Raw genomic sequence first — 24,060 nt, 5'->3', positions numbered from 1 at the left:
CCGTGCCACTACCGCCGGCTGCTTGGGGGGCGGGGCCGGGGGCGCGGGACCACTGCCTGCGCTCGAGCGCTCGTACCGCTGAGGTTCCCTCCTCATGCCGTCCGCACTGCGCGGGCCGCCTGGAGGGCTGTCGGGTCGGAGCCGATCGGGCCTCCGACCGGGCATCCTCATTCGTACGGCCCGACGAATATTCGGCGGGCGCATTACCACTGTACCCCGGAATCTCGCAGCCGTGTCTGGCGAATTGGTCACGTAGTCGTCGTCACAGTCACTGACCAGGCCCTTACACCTTGCTGCGAGCGGGCTATTGTGCGGTTTATGGAGACGCCTGACACCGCCGCTGACACGCCTGCCGAACCCACTGGAATCGCCGCCCAGGACTGGAAGACCGCCGCCGCCGAGCCGCACTACCGCGCCGCGGTCGTGGACCTGCTCGGAGCACTCGCCTACGGAGAGCTCGCGGCGTTCGAGCGGCTCGCGGAGGACGCGAAGCTGGCGCCGACGCTCGGCGACAAGGCGGAGCTGGCGAAGATGGCGTCGGCCGAATTCCACCACTTCGAGCAGTTGCGGGACCGGCTCTCCGCGATCGGCGCGGACGCGACCGAGGCGATGGAGCCCTTCGTGGCCGCGCTCGACGGCTTCCACCGGCAGACGGCGCCGTCGGACTGGCTCGAGGGCCTGGTCAAGGCGTACGTGGGTGACTCGATCGCCAGTGACTTCTACCGCGAGGTCGCGGCTCGGCTCGACGGCGACACCCGCCGTCTCGTCCTCGGGGTGCTCGACGACACGGGGCACGCGAGCTTCGCCGTGGAGAAGGTGCGGGCCGCGATTGACGCGGATCCGCGTGTGGGCGGGCGGCTCGCGCTGTGGGCCCGTCGCCTGATGGGCGAGGCGCTCTCGCAGTCGCAGCGGGTGGTCGCCGACCGGGATGCGCTGTCGACCATGCTGGTCGGGGGCGTTGCCGATGGGTTCGACCTTGCCGAGGTCGGGCGGATGTTCTCTCGGATCACTGAGGCGCACACGAAGCGGATGGCTGCGTTGGGCTTGGCCGCCTAGGCGTTTGCGGGGTTGCCGTTTCCCCTGCGGGTGGGCTGTGGCTTGTCGCGCCGTTCCCCGCGCCCCTACGGGCGCTGACCCCGCCGTTTTCCCCTGCGGGTGGGCTGTGGCTTGTCGCGCAGTTCCCCGCGCCCCTTCGGGCGCTGACCCCGCCGTCTTCCCCTGCGGGTGCGTCGTGGCTCGTCGCGCCGTTCCCCGCGCCCCTATGGGCGCTCTGACCCCGCCAGTTTCCCCGCGCTCCTACGCCGTCGCTGAGCGACGGCGTAGGCGGGAGCGGCTGGGGCGGATCAGGAGTGAGAGCAGGGCTGCCGCCACGGCCACCGCGCCGGCGATCGTGGCGGGTGCGTGGCCCGCGCCCAGGGCCATGTGCGTGACGAAGGATCCGATCACCGCGCCCGCCGCCCCGGTCGACAGGACCAGGCTGCGCGCCGGGAGCCGGTGGGACAGTCGGTGGGCCGCGCCCCATGCCAGGGCGAAACCGAGCAGTGCGGAGCCGAGTGCTTCCAGAATCACAGGGTGTTCCCTCCCTCGCGGCCAGGTGCAAAACGGTCGTAGCCGGTCTTACCCCTGAGGGCCGGAATGCAATCCTCCAGACCCTCGGCGCGCGGGGGCGCGTCAACACACGAGAACGGCCCGGTGGTTGTGACCACCGGGCCGTTCTCGTCGTTCGTCCTGCGTGCAGCGCCCGTGAACTACAGGGCGCTGAAGCCCACCTTGCGTGCGGTCGGCTCGCCGAGCTCGACGTACGCAAGGCGGTCGGCCGGAACCAGGACCTTGCGGCCGTGGTCGTCCACGAGGCTCAGCAGCGGCGACTTGCCGGTCAGCGCCTCGGACACCGCGCGCTCGACTTCCTCGGCACTCTGGGTGCTCTCGAGCACGATCTCGCGGGGCGCGTACTGCACGCCGATCTTGACCTCCACGGCTTTGTCCCTCCGACGGTCAGTGATGTGCGCGGGCGTCCGCGCCGTACTCAGCACACATTAGCCCGGTGAAGCGACGCCCATGCTTCCGCCGCTGCACGCCAGTAGCGAACAGAGATCGGGAACAGAACGCGAGAAGGCGAAACCGGGGTCAGTGGCCTTCCAGGCCGTGCAGCGGGAAGCCCGCGATACCGCGCCAGGCCAGCGAGGTGAGCAGCTCCACCGCCTTGTCGCGCGGGACCGTGCTGCCGCTGGCGAGCCAGTACCGGGCGACCACCTGTGAGTAGCCGCCGAGGCCCACCGCGAGCAGCATCGCCTCGTCACGGGGCAGGCCCGTGTCCTCGGCGATGACCTCGCAGATCGCCTCCGCGCACTGGAGCGTGACCCGGTCCACGCGCTCGCGGACCGCGGCCTCGTTCGTGAGGTCGGACTCGAAGACGAGGCGGAAGGCACCGCCTTCGTCCTCCACGTACGCGAAGTAGGCGTCCATCGTGGCCGCGACGCGCAGTTTGTTGTCCGACGTGGAGGCAAGTGCCGTGCGGACGGACTGCAGCAGTGATTCGCAGTGCTGGTCGAGCAGGGCGAGGTAGAGGTCGAGCTTGCCGGGGAAGTGCTGGTAGAGCACCGGCTTGCTGACTCCGGCCCGCTCGGCGATGTCGTCCATCGCCGCCGCGTGGTAACCCTGCGCGACGAAGACCTCCTGAGCCGCGCCCAGCAACTGATTGCGTCGGGCACGACGCGGCAGGCGTGTGCCCCGAGGGCGCGCTGCCTCTGTCTGCTCGATGGCTGTCACGCCGCCTCCCATGATCGTGAATGTGCGGTGTGCGCCGCGCGGCCATCGTACTTTTCGGTAACCGTGATGTGCGCGGTACGAGCGGAGAATTTCACGGACTGGATAGCCGTGAAAGCCGTGCGTAGCAGGGCAAACACGGGCAGCTCAGCGATAGTCGTCCTCGTCGATGCTGACGACGCGGGCCTGCTCGGCCAGATCGGCTTCGTTGGCCGCGTCCGTGTCGGCGTCCAGCAAGGAGTCGTCCTGGTGAGGTGTGAGGTCGGTCTGCTGCTCCGCGCTGTCGGCCTCAGGTGCCTCAGCGCTGATATCGGCGTTCTCTTCGGCCTCGAAGGTCTCGGGGTCGGACGGGTCGACGGTCATCGTGGCTCTCTTCCCTAGCGGACTAGTGGTGCGAGTGCCCTGTTCGCCCTCTTCCATGAGCCTCTTCTGCGAGCCTCTTCTACGAGCCTCTTCTACGAGCCTAGGAGACTGTCGAACCGGGCGCTACGCGATCTCCGGGCCACATCGTCCGGATCTGTGACGGCGAACACACGAACCACCGTGTGATCGTCTCGTAACATTGCCGCATGTCTTCGACCGAGCTGCCGAACGTGATCGCCGCCTCCGTCGCACCCAAGCCGGGTGCCGTCGGGGTCGCGGCGGGCGAGCGGCTCGACTCGGTCCCCCTCCCCGGACTCACGCTCTCGGTGCGCTCCAGGCCGTCGGTCCGCGAGGGCCTTCCGCCCGCGCTGTACGTCCACGGGCTCGGCGGCTCCTCGCAGAACTGGTCGGCCCTGATGCCGCTCCTTGAGGGCGTCGTCGACTGCGCGGCGCTCGACCTGCCGGGGTTCGGCGACTCGCCGCCGCCGGACGACGGCAACTACTCGGTCACCGGGCACGCACGCGCGGTCATCCGCTATCTGGACGCGCGCGACGACGGGCCGGTGCACCTGATCGCCAACTCGCTGGGCGGCGCGGTCACCACCCGTGTTGCCGCCGTCCGCCCCGACCTGGTCCGCACCCTCACGCTGATCTCGCCCGCGCTCCCCGAGCTGCGGGTGCAGCGCACGGCACTGCCGACCGGGCTCCTCGCGGTGCCCGGCGTCGCGCGGCTCTTCACCAGGCTCACCAAGGACTGGACGCCCGAGCAGCGGGTCAGCGGCGTCATGGCGCTCTGCTACGGCGACCCGGGCCAGGTCACGCCCGAGGGGTACAGCGCGGCCGTGCGGGAGATGGAGCGCAGGCTCGCCCTTCCGTACATGTGGGACGCGATGGCACGCTCGGCGCGCGGCATCGTGAACGCGTACACGCTGGGCGGGCAGCACGGCCTGTGGCGGCAGGCGGAGCGGGTGCTCGCGCCGACGCTGCTGATCTACGGCGGCCGGGATCTGCTCGTCTCGTACCGCATGGCCCGCAAGGCCGCCGCGGCCTTCCGTGACTCACGGCTGCTGACACTGCCGGACGCCGGGCATGTGGCGATGATGGAGTATCCGGATACGGTGGCCACTGCGATCCGCGAACTCCTCGCGGACACGGGCGAGTTGCATGCATCCGGTCATTCGGGCGCGGGGAGCTGAGGCGGCGAGTGGGACGTCATAGCCGCCGGGGTTCGGCCGACCTCGCAGACAACACGGGCAACACGAATACCGACGACATACCGTCACCGCAGGGCGCGCGCCCGCCGGGTCCCGGCACGGGACGCCGCAGGCGCGCCCCGGGGGACGGCGGCACGCCCGCGCACGGAGTCCCGCAGGCCACCCCGCCGCACGGCATGCCCCAGGCCACCCCTTCCCACGGCACGCCGCACGTCCGCGGCGGGCACCCCGAGCAGCGTGAGCCGGGCGGGGGCTGGGGATCAGGGCCGCGGATGGGCGCCGCCTACGGAGCGCCGGGCACGCGCACCGGGCCGCCCCGTGTGCCGGGACCACGACGTGAGTACGTGGACGCGTTCGGCGAGGAGTTCGCCGACGAGGACCTCTTCGCGGGCGGCGGCGCGACCGAAGCCCTGCCCACGAGGGCCGGCGAACCGCCCCGCGACCCGTACGCCTCCGTCACCGACTGGGACCGCGCGGTCGACGAGGACGAGGAAGCGCACGGAGACCTCTGGTCCGATGGGGCGCATGGCTCCGGTGGGGCCGACGGAGCCGACGACGAGGCCAGGGACGGCAAGGGAGGCGGGAAGGGCCGTACCTTCACCGGGATAGCCGCCGCCGCTGTCACCACCGTCCTCGCGGTCGTCGTGGCCGGTCAGGTGACCGACGGGCCGAAGGATTCCGCTCCCAAGACGCAGGCCGCGAAGGGCCAGGGCGCCCGCGACGCGGGCCAGGACGCGTCCCGCTCGGACGACAGGCCCACGCCTCCGGAGTCCGCCCCGGCGACGTACGAGACGAAGATGGCCAAGAAGTACCCGCTGGACGCCAAGCTCACGGCGTCCGGTGACTTCGACGCCATGGCCGGGTTCGACAAGGCACCCGGCAAGGGGCAGAAGTTCCGCTACCGCGTCGACGTCGAGAAGGGGATGGGCCTCGACGGCGAGCTGTTCGCGTCGGCCGTCCAGAAGACCCTGAACGACGACCGGAGCTGGGCGCACGGCGGTGGCCGCACCTTCGAGCGAATATCTTCGGGGAAGCCCGATTTCGTCATCACGCTCGCGAGCCCGGGGACGACCGGGAAATGGTGCGCGAAATCAGGGCTCGACACCCTGGAGGAGAACGTCTCCTGCGACTCCGCGGCGACGGACCGCGTCATGATCAATGCCTACCGGTGGGCGCAGGGTGCCAAGACCTACGGCGACCGCATCCATCCGTACCGGCAGATGCTGATCAACCACGAGGTCGGTCACCGGCTCGGCTTCAACCACACGGACTGCACGAAGGACGGCGACCTCGCGCCCGTCATGCAGCAGCAGACGAAGTTCCTCGACCACGACGGAATCAAGTGCAAGGCCAACCCCTGGGCGTTTCCCAAGAGTTGAGACGGAAGTGACCGGCATGCGGTCGGTTCTCGATGGGCGGCGTCGGTCGGCAGCTTTGACATCCGCGACAAGTTCGTTCATATTTCTCCGCATGTCGCCTCGTCACGCCTCCTCGCGCGCAGCCCTTGAGCTTGCGCTCTTCGGCGTGAGCGCGCTCTGCGTGTCCGACATCCACTGTTGCTGACGCCCGCCCCTGGCGCGTGCGTCGCTTTCTCTCCGGACCTTGTGCAACTTGTGTGCCCTTTGCACCCTTTGCGGTCCTGACTGACCTTCATCGGCGACCCCGGGGCGAGCTCTGCTCCTTTCCCCTGCTGGTTCTCCGAGAGGTCCTTTCCCATGCGTCAATCGTCCGTCATAGCCCGCCGCGTGGCAGCGGCATCCGTCAGCCTCGTCCTGGCAGCGGGCGCCGCCGCCTGCGCGGGCCCCGAGGACAACGACGCCGGGAGCGGCGGCGCCGACGGCAAGCCCGCCAAGGGCGGCACGCTCACCGTCCTCAACAGCGACCCGCAGGTCGACTTCGACCCCGCGAGGCTCTACACCTCCGGCGGCGGCAACGTCCCCTCGCTCGTCTTCCGCACCCTGACCACTCGCAACCGCGAGGACGGCGCCAAGGGCTCGGAGGTCGTGCCCGACCTCGCCACGGACCTCGGCAAGTCCAGCAAGAACGCCACGGTGTGGACGTACACCCTGAAGAAGGGGCTCAAGTACGAGGACGGTTCGCCGATCACCTCCGCCGACGTCAAGTACGGCATCGAGCGCTCCTTCGCCGGTGAACTCTCCGGTGGCGCTCCCTACTTGAGGGACTGGCTGATCGGCGGCGACAAGTACGCCGGGCCCTACAAGGACAAGAGCGGCAAGGGTCTGGAGTCGATCGAGACGCCCGACGAGCGGACCATCGTCTTCCATCTGAACAAGCCGGAGGGTGAATTCCCCTATCTGGCGACGCAGACGCAGTTCACGCCCGTCCCCAAGAGCAAGGACAAGGGCACGAAGTACGAGGAGCACCCGGTCTCCTCGGGCCCCTACAAGGTCGTCAAGAACGAGAACGACGGGGAGCGCCTGACCCTGGAGCGCAACCCGCACTGGTCGGCGAAGACCGACCCCGAGCGCAAGGCCTACCCGGACAAGATCGACGTGCGCTCCGGCCTCAACTCGTCCGTCATCAACCAGCGGCTCTCGGCGGGCCAGGGCGCGGACGCCGCAGCCGTGACCACCGACACGAACCTCGGCCCCGCCGAACTCGCCAAGGTCACCGGCGACAAGGCCCTGGCCTCGCGCGTCGGCACCGGGCACTTCGGATACACGAACTACCTCGCCTTCAACCCGAAGGTGAAGCCCTTCGACGACCCGAAGGTGCGCCAGGCCATCTCGTACGCCGTCGACCGCTCGTCCGTGGTCAACGCCGCGGGCGGCTCCTCGCTCGCCGAGCCCGCGACGACGTATCTGCCGAACCAGAAGTCCTTCGGATACACGAAGTACGACCACTTCCCGGCGGGCAAGGCCGGCAACCCGAAGAAGGCCAAGGAGCTCCTGAAGGAAGCCGGTCACAAGGACGGGCTCACCATCACGCTCACCCACTCCAACGCCAAGGACTTCGAGACGAGCCCGGAGATCGCCACCGCGATCCAGGACGCCCTGAAGAAGGCCGGGATCACGGTCAAGCTGGAGGGCCTTGAGGACAACGACTACTCGGACAAGGTGCACAGCGCCAAGGACGAGCCGGGCCTCTTCCTCGCCCACTGGGGTGCCGACTGGCCCTCGGGCGGCCCCTTCCTCGCCCCGATCTTCGACGGGCGGCAGATCGTGAAGGACGGCGCCAACTTCAACACCGGCTTCCTGGACGACAAGTCCGTCAACGACGAGATCGACGAGATCAACAAGCTCACCGACCTCGACGCGGCCGCCAAGCGCTGGGGCACCCTCGACAAGAAGATCGGCGAGCAGGCCCTGACCGTGCCGCTCTTCCACCCGGTCTACAAGCGCCTGTACGGCAAGGACGTCAAGAACATCGTGATCAGCGACTGGACGGGCGTCCTCGACGTCTCCCAGGTCGCGGTCAAGTAGGGCGAACGGTTCAACTCACCATGAGCGAGGCCCTGTTGGCCTCGGAGGCGGGGACGGGCGCGCAGGCGCCCGCCCCGACTTCCGGTGCCCGTCAGTTCTGGCGGCGGCTGCGTGCGCAGCGTGCCGCCCTCGTCGCGGCGTCCGTCGTCGCGCTTCTCGTCCTGGTCGCGCTCGCCGCGCCGCTGCTCACCGCCATCGAGGGCCAGGACCCCAGTACGTACCACCCCGACCTCATCGACTCAGGGCGCGGGGGCGTGCCCATCGGCTCGTTCGGCGGGATCAGCGCCGAGCACTGGCTCGGCGTCGAACCGCAGACCGGGCGCGACCTGTTCGCCCGCCTTGTCCACGGCGCGCGCGTCTCCCTCGGCGTCGCGCTCGCCGCGACCCTCGTGCAGGTGCTGCTCGGCGTCGGCGTCGGCCTCGCGGCCGGGCTCGGCAACCGCCTGGTCGACCAGGTGCTCAGCCGCGCCACCGACGTCATCGTCGCCATGCCGCTGATGGTGCTCTCGCTCGCCCTGATGGCGATCGTGCCCAGCGGCTTCCCGCGTCCCGTCCTGGTCGCCCTGGTCATCGGGCTCGTCGCCTGGGGCAGCACGGCCAAGATCGTGCGCGCGCAGACCATCACCCTGAAGGAGCTCGACTACGTGGCCGCTGCCCGGCTCAGCGGCTGGAGCACCTGGCGCATCGCGCGCCGCGAACTCCTGCCGGGGCTCGCCGCCCCCGTCATCACCTACGCAGCGCTGCTCGTCCCGATGAACATCACCGTGGAGGCCGCGCTCTCCTTCCTCGGCGTCGGCGTCAAACCGCCGACCGCTTCCTGGGGGCAGATGCTGACCTCGGCCGACATCTGGTACCAGGCGGCGCCGCAGTACCTACTGCTTCCGGCAGGGGCGCTGTTCGTGACCGTGCTCGCGCTGACCGTCCTCGGGGACGGCGTGCGGACCGCGCTCGACCCACGGGCCGCGTCGCGGCTGCGGATCGGGACCGGACGGAAGCGGGAGGGCAAGGCATGACAGGCCTTCCGCACAGCATGACCGGCTTCCTCCTGAGGCGCTCGGTGGGCGCTCTCGTCACGCTGCTCGCCATCTCCGTGATCATCTACGCGGTCTTCTACGTCGCTCCCGGCGACGTCGCGCAGATCACCTGCGGCCCGCGCTGCTCACCGGGGCAAGTGGCGCAGGTCTCCGAACAGTTGCGGCTCGACGACCCGGTGTACGTCCGCTACTGGGACTTCCTCCAGGGCATTGTCACCGGCCAGGACTACTCGACCGGTACCGGCGTGGAGCACTGCGACGCCCCCTGCCTCGGGCTCTCCTACCAGAGCGACCAGCAGGTCACCCAGCTGATCCTGACGAAGCTGCCGGTCACCGGGTCGCTCGCGCTGGGCGCCATGGTGATGTGGCTGATCCTCGGGGTCGGCACGGGAGTCCTCTCCGCCTGGCGGCGCGGGCGCGTCACCGAGCGCGTCCTGACCGCCGTCACGCTCGCGGGCACGGCCACGCCCGTGTTCGTCATCGGCCTGCTGCTGATGATCGTGGTCTGCGGGCAGCTGAACTGGCTGCCCTTCCCGCAGTACGTCCCGTTCACCGACGACCCCCAGCAGTGGGCGTGGAACCTGCTGCTTCCCTGGCTCTCCCTCGCCCTGATCGAGGCCGCCAAGTACGCGCGCCTGACCCGCGCCTCGATGCTGGAGACCCTCGCCGACGACCATGTGCGGACCTTCCGTGCGTACGGCGTCGGGGAGCGCTCGATCATCGGCAAGCACGCCCTGCGGGGCGCGGTCGCCCCGGTCATCGCGCTGAGCGCCAACGACTTCGGGTCGATGTTCGGCGGCGCCGTGCTCAGCGAGACGCTCTTCGGGCTTCCCGGCATGGGGCGCGAACTCGTGCACGCGGTCAAGGTCGTCGATCTGCCGGTCGTGGTCGGCATGGTCCTGGTGACCGGCTTCTTCGTGGTGCTCGCCAACGCCGTCGCGGACGTCCTGTACGCGGTGGCCGACCGAAGGGTGGTCCTGTCATGAGTCCGGCCCAAAGCCTCGTCCAAGTGACTGACCTGGTGGTCGACTTCGGGGACGTCCGTGCCGTCGACGGGCTCTCCTTCACGCTGGAGAAGGGCGCCGCTCTCGGCCTGGTCGGCGAGTCGGGGTCCGGCAAGAGCACGGTGGCCTCCGCACTGCTCGGGCTCCACCGGGGCACCGGCGCGGGCGTCGGCGGCACGGTGCGGGTCGGCGGCATCGACGTACAGGAAGCGTCCGGTGAGGAGCTGCGGCGGCTGCGGGGCGGGAAGGCGGCGATGGTCTTCCAGGACCCGCTGTCCTCCCTCGACCCGTACTACGCGGTGGGCGACCAGATCGCCGAGGTGTACCGCGTGCACACCGGAGCCTCGCGCCGGGCGGCACGCGCGCGTGCCGTCGAGGTGCTCGACCGGGTGGGCATTCCGGATGCTGTTCGCAGGGCGCGTTCCCGGCCGCACGAGTTCAGCGGCGGCATGCGGCAGCGGGCGCTCATCGCCATGGCGCTCGCCTGCGAGCCCGAGCTCCTGATCGCCGACGAGCCGACGACCGCCCTGGACGTCACCGTGCAGGCGCAGATCCTCGACCTGCTGCACACGCTGCGGGCCGAGACCGGGACGGGACTGCTCCTGGTCACCCACGACGTGGGCGTCGCCGCGGAGAGCGTCGACGACGTCCTGGTCATGCGGCACGGGCGGGCCGTCGAGCGGGGGCCCGTGCGCGAGGTCCTCGGGGCGCCCGAGGAGGCGTACACGCGGGAGCTGCTCGGGGCGGTGCCCCGCGTGGACGCGCCGCGCGAGGCGGCCTCGCGCGCGCCGGGTGACGTGGTCCTCGAAGCGGTCGGTCTGCGGCGGGAGTTCGGGCGCGGCAAGCGCGCGTTCGCCGCCGTGGACGGGGTGTCGCTCACCGTCCGCAGGGGAGAGACGCTCGGGGTCGTGGGGGAGAGCGGCAGCGGCAAGACCACCCTCGGGCGGATGCTGGTGGGGCTGCTCGAACCCTCGGCGGGGGAGATCCGCCACGGCGGGGGCGAGGAGAAGCCGGGCGGCGCGGAGAGGCCGGGCGGCGTGGAGAAGTCGGGCGGTGGCACGCTGGCCGGTGTGCAGATGGTGTTCCAGGACCCCGTCTCCTCGCTCAATCCGCGCCGCGGCGTCGGGGAGTCCATCGCCGATCCGCTGCGCGCGCGGGGTGAGCGGGACGATTCCGTGGTGCGCGCTCGCGTGCGCGACCTCATGGAGCGCGTCGGGCTCGATCCGGCGTACTACGGGCGCTATCCGCACGAGTTCAGCGGCGGCCAGCGCCAGCGCGTCGGGATCGCGCGGGCCCTCGCCGCCGAGCCGCGGATCATCGTGTGCGACGAGCCGGTGTCGGCGCTCGACGTGACCACGCAGGCGCAAGTGACGGCTCTGCTTGCCGAACTGCAGCAGGAGTACGGCCTCGCGCTCGTCTTCATCGCGCACGATCTCGCGGTGGTACGCCAGGTCAGCGACCGGGTCGCGGTGATGCGGCAGGGGCGGATCGTCGAGCAGGGTTCCGTCGACGAGGTCTACGGCTCGCCTCAACAGGCGTACACCAAACAGCTGTTGGCCGCCGTGCCCGCGCTCGATCCGGAGGCCGCGGCGCAGCGTCGCACGGCCCGCAGGGAGCTGGCCGCAGCTTAACGCTCAGTAGCGAAAGAGCGCTCTCTCGGTGTCATAGCGCGACGGAACGCTACCGGCACGGGAAAGTTACGGCCGTTCACCCCTTTTGGTGGCGTGATGGACAACCGTCCATCACGCCACCGTCATGTCCGCATACGTTCGTCCCGCTGCGAGCCGCTGGTCCAACGGCGGCTCTCCATATGGGAGATCGGGGGTGTACGCGTGCGCATCGGACTGCTTACGGAGGGTGGCTATCCGTATGTGAGCGGTGACGCCAGGCTCTGGTGCGACCGGCTCGTGCGCGGGCTCGGGCAGCACGAATTCGACATCTACGCCCTCAGCCGCAGCGAGCGGCAGGAGGCGCAGGGCTGGATCGAGCTGCCGCCCCAGGTGAACCGCGTGCGCACGGCGCCCCTGTGGACGGTCGACGACGACGGCATCGCCTTCGGCGCCGGGTACGGACGGCGGGCGCGGCGGCGCTTCGCGGAGTGCTTCGGCGAACTGGCCGCGGTGGTCTGTGACTCCGGGGCGGGTGCCGCCGCGGGGGCCTCCGATGCTGGTGACGCGTTGGCGGACCGTTTCGGCAGTGCGCTCTACGGCCTCGCCGAACTGGCAAGGGACCAAGGCGGCCTCGTCGGCGCACTGCGCTCCGAAGCTGCCGTGCGCGCCCTGGAGGGCGCGTGCCGCGCGCCGGGCGCACTCCGCGCCGCACGCACCGCGCGCGTGCCCGACCTCCTCGCCGTGGCGGGCCTCCTGGAGCGCGCCCTGCGGCCGCTCTCCCTCGACTGGTACGGGGACGACGGCCTCGGCGCGGTGGACCTGTGCCACGCCACGTCCGGCGGCCCGGCAGCGATCCCCGGCCTCCTCGCCAAGCACTTCTCCGGGGTGCCGCTCCTGGTCACCGAGTACGGCATACAGCTGAGGGCGCACTACCTCGCGACCGGCGACGAAGCGCTGAGCGCACCCGCGCGGGCGCTGCTCACCTCCTTCCACGGCAGGCTCGCCGCCGAGGTGTACCGCCAGGCCACGATCGTCACCCCCGGCAACACGCACGCCCGCCGCTGGCAGGAGCGGTGCGGCGCCGAGCGGGCGAAGCTGCGCACGGTCTATCCGGGCATGGAGGCCTCGCGCTTCGCGGAGGTCGGCGACCGGGAGGACCCGGGCGACCCCGACACCCTCCTCTGGGTCGGACGCATCGAGCCCGCGAAGGACCTGATCTCCCTGCTCCACGCCTTCGCGGAGGTCCGCAAGGAGGAGCCGAAGGCGCGGCTGCGCATCGTCGGGGCGCCCGCGGAAGGCCAGGAAGCGGCCGCCTACCTCGCGCACTGCAAGGCGCTCGCCGCGCAGCTCTTCCCCGACGAGGCCCAGGGCGCGCACGCCGTCGGGGACAACCCCGTGTCCTTCGAGGAGATCGGTGCGCCCGAGGTGCCCGACCTCGAGGACGCGTATGCCGCGGGGAGCGTTGTCGTCCTTTCGAGCGTCGTCGAGGGCTTCCCGATCAGCCTGGTCGAGGCGATGTTCTGCGGGCGCGCGACGGTCTCCACGGACGTCGGCGCGGTCGTCGAGGTCATCGGAGGCACCGGTCTCGTGGTGCCGCCGCGCAATCCGCGTGCGCTCGCCGAGGCGTGCGTGGCGCTGCTGCGCGACGCCGGGCGGCGCGAGCGGCTCGGGGCTGCGGCGCGTGCGCGGGCGCTCGAACTGTTCACCGTGGAGCAGAACATCGAGGCGTTCCGCGGCATCTACCTGGAGATCGTCTCGCACTGTCCGGTGCGCAGGGAGGCGGTCGACGACGCGGGCGAGCCGGTGCCGTTCGGCAACCCGGCGGAGGCGTACGTGCCGGGACGGTGGGCGGTCGCCGCGGGCGGCGGTGACGCGGGCTCGGGCCCGGGAGGCGCGCCCAGCTGGGCGCAAGAGGCGGACGGGCCGGAGCGGTTGCCGGAGCGGTTGAAGGGGGCGGGCGTATGAGCGAGCAGCAGAAGACGGACGCGCCACGGGCTCCGGGGAGCCCCGGCGGGTGGGATGTGCGCTCGGAGGAACTGGTGGCCGACGCGGCACTGGTGCGGGAGCCCGCGGCCTGGCGGGGGACGGGGACGGCAATGGGCGGTGGCGCCGGAGCCGGAATGGGGGCCAAGCCCGCGCGGCGCGGAGCCGTCGACCCCGTGAAGGCGCTGATGCACCGGCACCGAGAGCTGTGCGAGCGTGCCGTCGACCCGCTGGAGATCGCCGCGGGTCTTGAGGCGCACGGAGTGACCGACCGCACCGCGGCGCGGTTCAGGCACCGGGACGTGTTCGCGCTCGCCGAGGAGATGTACGCGCGCGTGCCGCGTGACGAGGAGGAGCGTGCCGTCCCCGATGTGCCTCCCTCTCAAGGGGCGCCCGAAGTGCCCGCCGGGTGGGCGCTGTTCGCCCTGCTGCCGGGTGTGGCCTGCGCGATCGCCGCCGTGGGGTGGGAGCTGAGCGAGGGGCGTGCGCGGCTCGCGGTGGGGCTCGGCGGAGCGCTCGCCGTGGCCGTCGCTCTGCGCGTGGCTCTTCGGTACGGCCCGCTGCGGACCGCGCACCATGTCGTACCGGCCACGCGCGCGTGGGTCTGCCTTCTCGTCGCGTACGCCCTCTTCGGCGACGGGCTGCTGCGGGCCGCCGTATCGGGCGGGCCCGATGGACCCTGGGCGCCGTCGACCGCTGCCGCACTGGGGCTCTCGCTCGCTGTCGCGCCCGCGCTGTGGTGCGCGCGGCTGTTCTCCGTGGGGGCACGGCGACGTCTTTCGCTCAGCCGGGGGCTCACCGAATTCACCGCCTCTGTCCGGCCGTTGCTCCTGTGCGTGGTCGCGCTGTACCTGTGCGCCCTGGGAGCACTGCTCATGGGGGCCGGCGCCGCCTATGGGGTGCCGGCGTCCGCCGGGGCCTGGGCGCTCGGCGCGCTGCTGCTGCTCGCCCGGCTGCTCTCCTCGTACGGATTCATGCGGGCGCCCCTGCTGATGCTGGGGGCCGCGGGAGCGGCGGAGGCGGTTGCGCTCGCCTCGGTGTTCGCCGGGCGGCTGCCCGGGTGTGCGTGGCTGGCGGCCCCGGTCGAGGGGGCGGTCCGGGCCTGGGGGTCCGGAGTCGTGCCCGTCGTCGCGTGCGGCGCCGCCGCGGGCGTGCTGCTGCTCCATTCCTCGCGGGTGCTCAGCCGGGCGTCCGCGCATGCCGACGGGGCGCCTTGAGCGTGCGCGCCGCGGTCGGCGGCCACTCGAAATCTTTCTCTCCCGCGGGGCCGACACCGCGGGCCTTACCCCGTGAATTACGGCAACCCCCTGAAGGAGAACGCCAGATGAGCACCCCCAGCATCCGAGAATCCAAGCCGGGAGCCGCCCGATGAGGGTGCTGTTGATCGGAGCCAACGGATACCTCGGCCGGTTCGTCGCCGACCGGCTGCTCGCCGACCCGGCGGTGCAGCTCACCGCGCTCGGCCGCGGTGACGACTCGGACGTACGGTTCGACCTCGCGAGCGGCAGCCCCGGCGCGCTCACCCGCTTCCTGGACGCCGTGCACCCGGGAGTCGTCATCAACTGCGCGGGGGCCACCCGTGGCGGTGCCCGCGAGCTGACCCGGCACAACACCGTCGCCGTCGCCACGATCTGCGAGGCCCTGCGCCGCAGCGGATGCGGGGCGCGCCTGGTGCAGCTGGGCTGCGCCGCCGAGTACGGGCCGAGCCAGCCGGGGTCCTCCACCGCGGAGGACGCCGTGCCCAGGCCCGGCGGGCCGTACGGAGTCAGCAAGCTCGCGGCCACCGAGCTGGTCCTCGGGTCCGGTCTCGACGCCGTCGTCCTGCGGGTGTTCTCGCCCGCGGGCCCCGGCACCCCGGCCGGATCGCCGCTCGGGCGGCTCGCCGAGGCCATGCGGCGGGCCATGCAGGCCGGTGACGGCGAGCTCAAGCTCGGGGGCCTCGGCGTGCAGCGGGACTTCATCGACGTACGCGATGTGGCGCGCGCCGTGCACGCGGCCTCGCTCTCCGCGGCCCAGGGGATCGTGAACATCGGCGCGGGCCGGGCCGTGCGGCTGCGTGACGCGGCGGCCGTCCTTGCGCGCGTCGCGGGGTACGGCGGAGCGCTGCACGAGCTCGACCAAGTGGGCCTGAGGCAATCCATCGGGCACCCCCGCACCGAATCCGACCACGGGAGCCCGGCCGCCTACCCCTACCCCGACGGGTGCGGCAGCTGGCAGCAGGCCGACGTGCGCACCGCGCGCGACCGGCTCGGCTGGCGCCCCCGGATCAACCTCGAAGAATCACTCGCCGACATCTGGATGGAGGCGGCATGCCGCATCTGACCAGCACAGCCACAGGCACCGCACACACCGACGTACGTCTCGGCTTCGGCATCCCGGGCTTCGCGCACCCTCTCGTCGCCCCCGCCGAGTGGTCCCAACTCACTCGCCCCGGTGCCCCTTTGCACTGGGTCGTGCTGAACGTGAGCAGGGGACCGGGCGACCGCCCCGACCCGCACTGCCTGGAGGCGGCGGGGCGGCTGCGGAACGCGGGCGTACGTGTTCTCGGTCACCTCGACGTGATGTACGGAGCACGCGGCTTCGGGGAGCTCGTCTCCGACGCCCACCGCTACCTCGACTGGTACCAGGTCGACGGCTTCTCCCTTGACCGCTGCCCCACCGAGCGCGCCGCTCTCCCGGAGGTGCGCAGGACGGTCACGACCCTGCGCGCGCTCTGTGACGACGCGCACATCGTCCTGGGCCACGGCACCCATCCGTATCCCGGATACGCCGAATCCGCCGACCAGTTGGTGACCTTCTCCGGCCCCTGGAGCGACTACCGCTGGTCACAGGTGGCCGAGTGGACCGCCGACTATCCGCCCGAGCGCTTCTGCCACTTCGTGCACGGCATGCCGCGCGGCCATCTCGACGAGGCGCTGCGCATCGCACGCTGGCAGGGCGCTTCGACGATCTACTTCACCGACCGCGTGGACGGTGGGGGAGCGGACGACCCCTGGGAGTCGATGCCCGGGTACTGGGACGAAATCGTCTCGCGCATCGGAACGGGCGTCTCGGAATGAAGAGGGGCGTGGCAGTGTTACGGAGAGAACACCCGTTCCGAAACACCGACCAACGGAGTCCCCGTGTCGCTGCCACCCCTGGTCGAGCCAGCATCTGAGCTCACCGTCGACGAGGTTCGCAGGTACTCCCGCCACCTGATCATCCCCGACGTCGGGATGGACGGGCAGAAGCGGCTGAAGAACGCCAAGGTGCTGTGTGTCGGCGCCGGCGGCCTCGGGTCACCGGCGCTGATGTATCTCGCCGCGGCGGGCGTCGGCACGCTCGGCATCGTGGAGTTCGACGAGGTCGACGAGTCGAACCTGCAGCGCCAGATCATCCACAGCCAGGCCGACATCGGCCGCTCCAAGGCGGCGTCGGCGAAGGACTCGGTCCTCGGCATCAACCCGTACGTGAACGTGATCCTCCACGAAGAGCGGCTCGAGGCCGAGAACGTGATGGACATCTTCAGCCAGTACGACCTGATCGTCGACGGCACGGACAACTTCGCCACGCGATACCTGGTCAACGACGCCTGCGTGCTGCTCAACAAGCCGTACGTATGGGGTTCGATCTACCGCTTCGACGGCCAGGCGTCCGTCTTCTGGAGCGAGCACGGCCCGTGCTACCGCTGCCTCTACCCGGAGCCCCCGCCCCCCGGCATGGTCCCCTCCTGCGCCGAGGGCGGCGTGCTCGGCGTGCTCTGCGCGTCGATCGGCTCCATCCAGGTCACCGAGGCGATCAAGGTCCTGGCCGGCGTGGGCGACCCGCTGGTCGGGCGCCTGATGATCTACGACGCCCTGGAGATGCAGTACCGCCAGGTCAAGGTCCGCAAGGACCCGGACTGCGCGGTCTGCGGCCCGAACGCCACCGTCACCGAGCTCATCGACTACGAGGCCTTCTGCGGCGTCGTGTCGGACGAGGCCCAGGAGGCGGCGCTCGGCTCGACGATCACTCCCAAGCAGCTCAAGGAGTGGATCGACGCGGACGAGAAGATCGAGATCATCGACGTGCGCGAGCAGAACGAGTGGGAGATCGTCTCGATCCCCGGCGCCAAGCTGATCCCGAAGAACGAGTTCCTCATGGGCACCGCCCTGGAGAGCCTTCCGCAGGACAAGAAGATCGTCTTGCACTGCAAGACGGGTGTCCGGTCCGCGGAAGTCCTCGCCGTGCTGAAGTCCGCGGGCTTCTCCGACGCGGTGCATGTGGGCGGCGGCGTGATCGGCTGGGTCAACCAGATCGAGCCCGACAAGCCGGTCTACTAGGCGTAGCGCCTGAACGGAGATGGGGCCCGCACCTTGCTGAAGGTGCGGGCCCCACTTCTTTGAAGGCTTGGGGATCCGGGGCTCAGGTCTCGCAGACCGTGCCGTCCTTCGGTGCCTTGCCGTCCAGGAGGTAGGCGTTCACCGTGTCGTCCACGCAGCCGCTGCCGCTGCCGTACGCCCCGTGGCCCTCGCCCTTCCAGGTCAGCTCGACGCCGACACCCTTGCCCAGCTCGTCCGCCATCTTGCGGGCGCCTTCGTAAGGCGTGGCCGGGTCTCCGGTGTTGCCGACGACCAGGACCGGGGCGGCGCCCGGAGCGCTCACGTCGGGGGAGTCGTGCAGACCGGCCACCGGCCAGTCGTGGCACCAGCCCGCCGTGTCCCAGCCCATGAACTCGCCGAAGACCGGCGATATCTCGCGGAACTCACCGAGCTGTTGCTTCGCCTCCGCGGGCGTCGTCCGCGCCTTGGCGTCGCGGCAGGAGATCGAGCGCTGCGAGTGGCTCTGCGTGCTGTAACGGCCCGACGGATCCCGTTCGTTGTAGGCGTCGGCCAGCTGGAGCAGCGCCGATCCGTCGCCCTTCTCCGCCTGCTCCAGGCCCCGGGTCAGGGCGGGCCAGCTCTGCTTGCTGTAGAGGGTGACCGTGATGCCGGTGAGCGCCAGGGACTGGGTGAGCTTCCGGTCGCCCGATCCGGGCAGCGGCTTCGCGTCGAGACGCTTCAGGAGGCGCACTATCTTCTGCGAGCCCGCCTCCGGGTCCTGGCCCGAGGACTTCAGGTAGTTCTCCAGGGCGCGCTGGAAGCCCCGTGCCTGGTTCTTGGCGTGGCCCACCGAGTCCGCGCTCGGGTCGACGACGGCGTCCAGGGTGAGGCGTCCCACCTTCTTGGGGAACAAGTGGGCGTACGTGCCGCCCAGTTCGGTGCCGTACGAGATGCCCATGTAGTGCAGCTTCTCGTCGCCGAGCACCTGGCGCATCACGTCCATGTCCTGGGCGGCCTCGACCGTCGAGACATGGCCGAGGAGCTTGCCCGAGTCGCGCGCGCAGCCCGCGCCGAAGTCGGCCGCGTCCTTGAAGTACGCCGCTTCCTCGGCCGGGGTGTCCGGAGTGAGGTCGACGGACTCCGCGGCCTGTGTCTCCTTGTCGCTGCGACAGCGCACGCCCTCGCTGCCCGCGACCCCGCGCGGGTCGAAGCTCACCAGGTCGTACCGCTCGCGCAGCGTGTCGTACATGTCGGCGAACGACGGCAGCATGGAGACGCCGGAGCCGCCGGGTCCGCCGAAGTTGAACAGGAGCGAGCCGATGCGCTCGCCCTTGCCGGTGGAGCGGGCGCGGATCAGGGCGACGTCGATCGTCTCGCCGTCCGGCTTCGCGTAGTCCAAGGGGACCTTGAGGGTCGAGCACTGCCACTCGGATCCGGGCGCCGGGTCGCTGCCGGTCGCCTTGCAGCCGCCCCAGTCGAGCTTCTGGGTGGTGAGCGAGGCGGGCAGCGTCGAGGAGGGGTCGGGCTTCGGCGACTGCTCGGGGCCGGTCGGCGCGGGCCGCGCGTCGTCCCTTTCCCCGTCCTCGCCGGAACCGCCGCAGCCGGCGGCGAGCCCCGCGACCAGGACCCCTGCTGCGGCAAGGGCCGCTGACCGTACGAAACGCGGCATGGAGCGCTTCCCCCCTCGGAAGACAGTCAAGCCATAGTAGGCACGGCCGCTGACAAGGGTCTCGGGGGCCCGCCTGGCCCCGGTGTCCTCACGAGCAGACCGTGCCCTCCTTGGGCACCGTGCCGTCGAGCAGATATCCGTTCACCGCGCCGCGCACGCACTTGTTCTTGCTGTCGTACGCCCCGTGCCCCTGGCCCTTGTACGTCAGCTCGACCCCGACGCCCTTGCCCAGTGCCTGCGCCATCTTCTTGGCGCCCTCGTACGGCGTGGCCGGGTCGCCCGTGTTGCCGATGACGACGATGGGCGCCGCGTCCGGCGCGCTGACGTCCGGGTGCTCGGCGGCGCCGTCCACCGCCCAGTCGGTGCAGCCGACCATGCCCCACGCCAGATAGTCGCCGAACAGCGGCGACGCCTCACGGAACCCGGGGAGCTTCTTCTCGACGTACTCCGGGGTGTAGCGCGCCTTGTCGTCAGCGCAGTTGATGGAGATGTTGGCGGCCTGGATGTTGCTGTACGTACCGTCTTCGTTGCGGCCGTTCATGGAGTCCGAGAGCGTCATCAGGATCCTGCCGTCGCCGTCGTACGCCTGGTCGAGGCCCTCGGTGAGGTACGGCCAGAAGTCCTTGGAGTACAGCGACTGCGCGATGCCGTTCGTGGCGGCGGTCTGCGTCAGCTTGCGCGGCGGCAGCGCGGGCAGCGGCTTGGAGTCCAGCTCCTCGAGCAGCCCCGCGATCTTGTCCTTGACGTCCTGTTCGGTGTCGCCGACGGGGCAGTCGTCGACCTTCGACGTGCAGTCCTTGGCGTAGTTGTCGAGCGCGAGCTGGAAGCCCTCGGCCTGGCCGAGCGAGCCCTGCTCCGCCGTCTCGGTGGGGTCGACGACCGCGTCGAAGACGGCCCGGCCCACCTTCTCGGGGAACAAGTGCGCGTAGACGCCGCCGAGTTCGGTGCCGTACGAGATGCCGAAGTAGTGCAGCTTGTCGTCGCCGAGCACCTGGCGCATCAGGTCCATGTCGCGGGCCGCGTCGGTGGTGCGCACGTGGGGGAGCACCTCGCCGGAGTTCTCCTCGCAGGCTCCGTTGAAGCTCTTCACGTTGTCGACGAGCTTCTTGCGCTCGGCGTCGTCGTCGGGCGTGGAGTCCTCCTGGAAGTACGCGTCGAGCTGTTCGTCGTCCTCGCACTCGATGCCCGCGCTGCGGCCGACGCCCCGGGGGTCGAAGCTCACCAGGTCGTAGCGGGTGCGCAGCTTGGCGTAGTCCTCTCCGAAGGCGGGCAGCGTGGTGACGCCCGAGCCGCCGGGGCCGCCGAAGTTGAAGACGAGCGAGCCGATCCGCCGGTCCTTCTCGCCGCTCGCCGCGGCGCGGATCAGGGCGATGTCGAGGGTGTCCCCCTTGGGCTTGTCCCAGTCGAGCGGGGCCTTCATGGTGGCGCACTGCCACTCGGCGCCGCCGGGCAGCGGGGACGGGGCCTCACCGCCGCCCTCGGATGCGGCGGGCGCGGGACAGTCCTTCCAGCTCAGCTCCTGGGCCGACAGGTCGGTGTCCTTGGAGGCCTCGGAGTCCTTGGAGCCGTCACCGCCGCAGGCCGCGAGGGTCGCAGACAGCAGGACGACGGTGGCGGCGGCACGCGCCTTGAGGTTGGGCATGCTCCCCATCCTGCGGGGGGCGCAGACGGGGCGCACGGCTGCTTCGGCCTTCCGTGGACCGGCGTCCTTCTCCTAGGAGAAGGCCCTTCCTCCTCCTAGAGAAGGCCCTTCCTCGTCAGGTGGTTGAAGAACAGCCACCCCGGAAGCACCGGCAGCCACAGCGTGAGCAGCCGGTACAGAAGCACCGCGGGCGCCGCCACGTCCTTGGGCACGCCCACCGCGATCAGACCGAAGGTGAGCGTCGCCTCGACCGCCCCGACACCGCCGGGCGTGGGCGCCGCCGAGCCGAGGGCGTTGCCGGCGAGGAAGACCACGGCCACGCTGGCCAGGGTCAGCGGCTTCATCTCCGTGGTGCTGAAGGCCCGTACGGAGGCGTCGAGACAGAGCACGAACAACAGCGTCAGGAGCAGCATGCCGCCGATGCCGGTGAGCAGCTTCTGCGGGCGCTGCAGTACGTCGAGCATGCGCGGCACGACGCCCGCGAACAGCGAGCGCACGCGCGTGACCACGAACTTCCGCAGGAACGGGATCGCGGTGACCACAAGCACGAGCACGGCGACCGAGAGCAGACCGGCGATGACGGTGCGGGAGGGCGACAGGGACGGCGTCTTCTCCGTGCCCGTCACATAACCGAAGATCATCAGCAGCATGATGTGCGAGCCGAGCCCGAACAGCTGCGAGGCGCCGACGCTCGCCACCGCGAGGCCGGAGCGCACCCCGGAGCGCTGCAGGAAGCGCGTGTTGAGCGCGACACCGCCCACCGCGGCGGGCGCCACGATCTTCACGAACGAACCGGCGACCTGCGCCTGCACCGCCCGCAGGAACGGCACACGCTCCGGCACGAAGCCGAGCAGGCTCATCGCCGCCGCGAAGTAGCTCAGCGCCGAGCACGCCACGGCCACCAGGACCCAGCCCCACTCGGCCTCGCCGATGATCGTGTTGAAGTCGACGTGGGTGAGCTGCGAGAGCAGGAAGTACGCGCCGATGGCACCGGCGATGAAGCTGATCAGCGTGCGCGGCCTGATCCGCTCCAGCTGGGCGGGCTCGACAGGCGCCTGCGGACGGATGAGCAGCACCTGGTGGCGGATCTGGGTGAGCAGGTCCTCCTCGCGGGCCTGGTCGAGCGCCACGTCTATGGCCTGCTTCTCGGCCTGCTTCTCCGCGCGCACGGTCTTGCGGTCGGGGCCCTTGGTGCCGTCGACCGTCTCCGCCGCTTCCGCCGCCGCGGTCGCGTCCGCCTCTGCCGCGCGGGCCAGCTTGTCCTTGCGGGAGGCCTCGAGGACCGCCTCGCGCTCGCGCTGCGACCGCTCCCTGGCGAGCTTGCGCAGGGTGCCGCGGGTGGAGCGGGTCAGGGCGATGGGCTGGAGCAGCGGCAGACAGTCGGCCACCGAGTCGGGGCCGAGGACGTCGACCGCGGTCGCGACCGCGCGCTCGGCGCCCACGCGCAGGCCGAAGGCGGTCAGGAGCTGCGCGATGTCCATCCGCAGGACCAGATCGCCCGCGGCGATCTCGCCGCCCCGCAGATCGGTCAGGATCACCGTGCCGGAACGATCCACCAAAATCGCGTCGCCGGCGAGCCTGCGGTGCGCGATCCGCCGCGACTGGAGCGCCTGCACCTGCCGCCAGGTGTCGCACAGCAGCTCATCGGTGATGACGTCGTCCGGCAGGGAGTCCAGGGTGCGGCCGCCCGTGTGCTCGTAGACGAGGATCACCGCGTCGGGGCCGAGCTCGGAGGTGGCGATCAGCTTGGGGGCGTTGGCCCCGGCCGCGATCGCCGCGTACGCGAGGAGTGCCTCCTGCTCCAGGGCCTGGCGCAGCGACTGCAGGCTGCGGCGCTGGGTGATGCCGCGCAGCGTGAGCCTGCGCCACACGCGGTAGAAGAAGCCCTGCGCCTGTTGCTCGCGGTCGATGACCGTGACGTCCAGGGGCGGGCCGTCCTCAAGCGTGACGAAGTAGCGCCGGCCCCGGTCGTGCTCGCTGTCGGGGGACTCCTCGCGGGCCGCGCTCACGGGGTGGAAGCCGACGTGCCGCAGACCGGCGAGGAGCGTCTGGCCGGTGGGCCGGACGTTCGGTGAGCCGACCGCGTAGAGCGTTCCGTAGGCCACGCTCCAGCCGAGCAGGACCGTGAGGATGATCGAGAACGGCGTCGTGTAGCCGGTGACGAGCATGGTGAAAGCGTCGAGCAGCAGCACCACCCACAGCACCACGCGCCAGCGTGGTCTTCGGGACATCCCGACGGCGGTCATGTACGCGATGACGGGCGCGAGATAGCCGTGCACCGGATCGGTGAGCGCGTGCAGATCGCCTGGCGAGGGCCGGGTCAGCGCCTCCTGGATGGAGTCCGGTGCGGCCTTGGCGACCCAGAGGTCGGTGGCGAGCGTCACGCCGTGCGCGAGGACGGCCGCGAGGACGCCGTCGGCGATGCGCAGCCCGTCCCGCTTGACCAGGCGTTCGATGGCGAACGCGACGGGGACGAGCAGGACACCGATGCTCGCGGTGAGGCCCGCGAACTTGATCAGGAGGTCGGGCGCCTGGTCGGTGCCCTTGTCGATGTCCTGGGCGAGACCCGACGTCGTGCCGTGCGCGAACGCGGCGATGGCGAGGACGATGACGATTCCGAGGACGCCGACGAGCAGTCGCATCAGGTCCGAGGGACGGTGCACGCGCGCGGCGAGCAGCGGTTCGTCACCGGCGACGCGGTCGGTGTGGGCTCCCTCGTCGTCGGCGCAGTCGTCCCGGACGAGGGAGGCGCCGGCGTCCTGCCCGGCTCCGGGCCGACCGTCCTCGTCCTTGCCGGACTTCTCGAACTTCTCGTGCTTGTTCAGGGAGTGCCCACCGGTGTCCGGGTGCGCCTCGGCCGCAGGGGTGCCCGCCGACTCATCGGGGTGCACATCCTGCTGCTCCGTCGCCTCTTCTTGATCTCGTATCACCAGTCACCGCCCGCACGATGGTGGCATGCCGTACCGACAGAGGGGGGCATCAGGGTGCAATGCGGGGGCGCAAAGTGTTCACCGAGCTCCAGTTTGTCTCGTACCGCACACTCTGTCGCGGG

General features: G+C 70.9%; 20 protein-coding genes. 13 read left to right on the top strand and 7 right to left on the bottom strand.

Translation table 11 applies throughout. From position 1 onward, the window contains the following. Positions 1 to 318: 318 nt before the first annotated feature. The gene (locus ABZ833_RS25490) at positions 319 to 1,056 is read left to right on the top strand and encodes a ferritin-like fold-containing protein (RefSeq protein ID WP_361050456.1); all 738 of its coding nucleotides are present in this window, start codon (positions 319 to 321) and stop codon (positions 1,054 to 1,056) included. Between the two features lie 240 nt (positions 1,057 to 1,296). Here the strand turns inward: ABZ833_RS25490 and ABZ833_RS25485 are convergent, their stop codons facing one another. The 4 genes from ABZ833_RS25485 to ABZ833_RS25470 form a co-directional block, all read right to left on the bottom strand. Continuing rightward, positions 1,297 to 1,569, bottom strand: coding sequence for a hypothetical protein (locus ABZ833_RS25485; RefSeq protein WP_361050453.1), 273 nt, complete (start codon positions 1,567 to 1,569; stop codon positions 1,297 to 1,299). 179 nt (positions 1,570 to 1,748) lie between these two features. Then, positions 1,749 to 1,976 carry a DUF3107 domain-containing protein gene (locus ABZ833_RS25480; RefSeq protein WP_249587904.1) on the bottom strand — a complete coding sequence of 76 codons (228 nt, stop codon included), beginning with the start codon at positions 1,974 to 1,976 and terminating at the stop codon, positions 1,749 to 1,751. Between the two features lie 151 nt (positions 1,977 to 2,127). Next, positions 2,128 to 2,769, bottom strand: coding sequence for a TetR/AcrR family transcriptional regulator (locus tag ABZ833_RS25475; protein WP_249587903.1), 642 nt, complete (start codon positions 2,767 to 2,769; stop codon positions 2,128 to 2,130). A 144-nt stretch (positions 2,770 to 2,913) separates the two neighbouring features. Beyond that, positions 2,914 to 3,129, bottom strand: coding sequence for a hypothetical protein (locus ABZ833_RS25470; protein ID WP_361050449.1), 216 nt, complete (start codon positions 3,127 to 3,129; stop codon positions 2,914 to 2,916). 206 nt (positions 3,130 to 3,335) lie between these two features. On the opposite strand from ABZ833_RS25470, the gene ABZ833_RS25465 reads away from it, so the two are divergent. The 12 genes from ABZ833_RS25465 (at position 3,336) to moeZ (ending at position 17,718) form a co-directional block, all read left to right on the top strand. After that, positions 3,336 to 4,325: an alpha/beta hydrolase gene (locus ABZ833_RS25465; protein WP_361050446.1), complete on the top strand. Its 990-nt coding sequence runs from the start codon at positions 3,336 to 3,338 to the stop codon at positions 4,323 to 4,325. Positions 4,326 to 4,333: 8 nt separating this feature from the next. Beyond that, on the top strand, positions 4,334 to 5,722 hold the full coding sequence (locus ABZ833_RS25460; RefSeq protein WP_361050443.1) for a DUF3152 domain-containing protein: 1,389 nt from the start codon (positions 4,334 to 4,336) through the stop codon (positions 5,720 to 5,722). Positions 5,723 to 5,813: 91 nt separating this feature from the next. Next, positions 5,814 to 5,906, top strand: a complete 93-nt coding sequence (locus ABZ833_RS25455; RefSeq protein WP_361050440.1) for an Ms4533A family Cys-rich leader peptide — start codon at positions 5,814 to 5,816, stop codon at positions 5,904 to 5,906. A gap of 152 nt (positions 5,907 to 6,058) precedes the next feature. Then, positions 6,059 to 7,786, top strand: a complete 1,728-nt coding sequence (locus ABZ833_RS25450) for an ABC transporter substrate-binding protein (RefSeq protein ID WP_361050437.1) — start codon at positions 6,059 to 6,061, stop codon at positions 7,784 to 7,786. 20 nt (positions 7,787 to 7,806) lie between these two features. Then, positions 7,807 to 8,799 carry an ABC transporter permease gene (locus tag ABZ833_RS25445; RefSeq protein WP_361050434.1) on the top strand — a complete coding sequence of 331 codons (993 nt, stop codon included), beginning with the start codon at positions 7,807 to 7,809 and terminating at the stop codon, positions 8,797 to 8,799. A gap of 17 nt (positions 8,800 to 8,816) precedes the next feature. Further along, on the top strand, positions 8,817 to 9,806 hold the full coding sequence (locus ABZ833_RS25440) for an ABC transporter permease (protein WP_361050837.1): 990 nt from the start codon (positions 8,817 to 8,819) through the stop codon (positions 9,804 to 9,806). Further along, a complete protein-coding gene (locus ABZ833_RS25435) occupies positions 9,803 to 11,455 on the top strand; it encodes an ABC transporter ATP-binding protein (RefSeq protein ID WP_361050431.1) in 1,653 nt (550 codons plus the stop codon). Before ABZ833_RS25440 ends, ABZ833_RS25435 begins: the two co-directional genes overlap by 4 nt. Positions 11,456 to 11,656: 201 nt before the next feature. Continuing rightward, on the top strand, positions 11,657 to 13,399 hold the full coding sequence (locus ABZ833_RS25430) for a DUF3492 domain-containing protein (protein WP_361050428.1): 1,743 nt from the start codon (positions 11,657 to 11,659) through the stop codon (positions 13,397 to 13,399). Next, positions 13,396 to 14,634, top strand: a complete 1,239-nt coding sequence (locus ABZ833_RS25425) for a hypothetical protein (protein ID WP_361050425.1) — start codon at positions 13,396 to 13,398, stop codon at positions 14,632 to 14,634. The genes ABZ833_RS25430 and ABZ833_RS25425 overlap by 4 nt, the downstream gene beginning before the upstream one ends. A gap of 151 nt (positions 14,635 to 14,785) precedes the next feature. After that, the gene (locus ABZ833_RS25420) at positions 14,786 to 15,739 is read left to right on the top strand and encodes an NAD-dependent epimerase/dehydratase family protein (protein WP_249587894.1); all 954 of its coding nucleotides are present in this window, start codon (positions 14,786 to 14,788) and stop codon (positions 15,737 to 15,739) included. Then, positions 15,727 to 16,476: a spherulation-specific family 4 protein gene (locus tag ABZ833_RS25415; protein WP_361050422.1), complete on the top strand. Its 750-nt coding sequence runs from the start codon at positions 15,727 to 15,729 to the stop codon at positions 16,474 to 16,476. The genes ABZ833_RS25420 and ABZ833_RS25415 overlap by 13 nt, the downstream gene beginning before the upstream one ends. A 63-nt stretch (positions 16,477 to 16,539) precedes the next feature. Further along, positions 16,540 to 17,718 carry an adenylyltransferase/sulfurtransferase MoeZ gene (gene moeZ / locus ABZ833_RS25410; protein WP_361050420.1) on the top strand — a complete coding sequence of 393 codons (1,179 nt, stop codon included), beginning with the start codon at positions 16,540 to 16,542 and terminating at the stop codon, positions 17,716 to 17,718. A gap of 82 nt (positions 17,719 to 17,800) precedes the next feature. Here the strand turns inward: moeZ and ABZ833_RS25405 are convergent, their stop codons facing one another. The 3 genes from ABZ833_RS25405 to ABZ833_RS25395 all read right to left on the bottom strand — a co-directional run bounded on the left by ABZ833_RS25405 (position 17,801) and on the right by ABZ833_RS25395 (position 23,938). Then, on the bottom strand, positions 17,801 to 19,366 hold the full coding sequence (locus ABZ833_RS25405) for an alpha/beta hydrolase (protein ID WP_361050417.1): 1,566 nt from the start codon (positions 19,364 to 19,366) through the stop codon (positions 17,801 to 17,803). Between the two features lie 88 nt (positions 19,367 to 19,454). After that, positions 19,455 to 21,017, bottom strand: coding sequence for an alpha/beta hydrolase (locus ABZ833_RS25400; RefSeq protein WP_361050414.1), 1,563 nt, complete (start codon positions 21,015 to 21,017; stop codon positions 19,455 to 19,457). A gap of 86 nt (positions 21,018 to 21,103) precedes the next feature. Beyond that, on the bottom strand, positions 21,104 to 23,938 hold the full coding sequence (locus ABZ833_RS25395) for a lysylphosphatidylglycerol synthase transmembrane domain-containing protein (protein WP_361050411.1): 2,835 nt from the start codon (positions 23,936 to 23,938) through the stop codon (positions 21,104 to 21,106). Positions 23,939 to 24,060: the final 122 nt, after the last annotated feature.

Origin of the sequence: Streptomyces sp. NPDC047525, assembly GCF_040643025.1 — a bacterium.
Classification (GTDB): Bacteria; Actinomycetota; Actinomycetes; order Streptomycetales; family Streptomycetaceae; genus Streptomyces; species Streptomyces durmitorensis.
The sequence above is the reverse complement of the archived record's forward strand: the minus strand, read 5'-3'. Positions and strand labels throughout refer to the sequence as shown.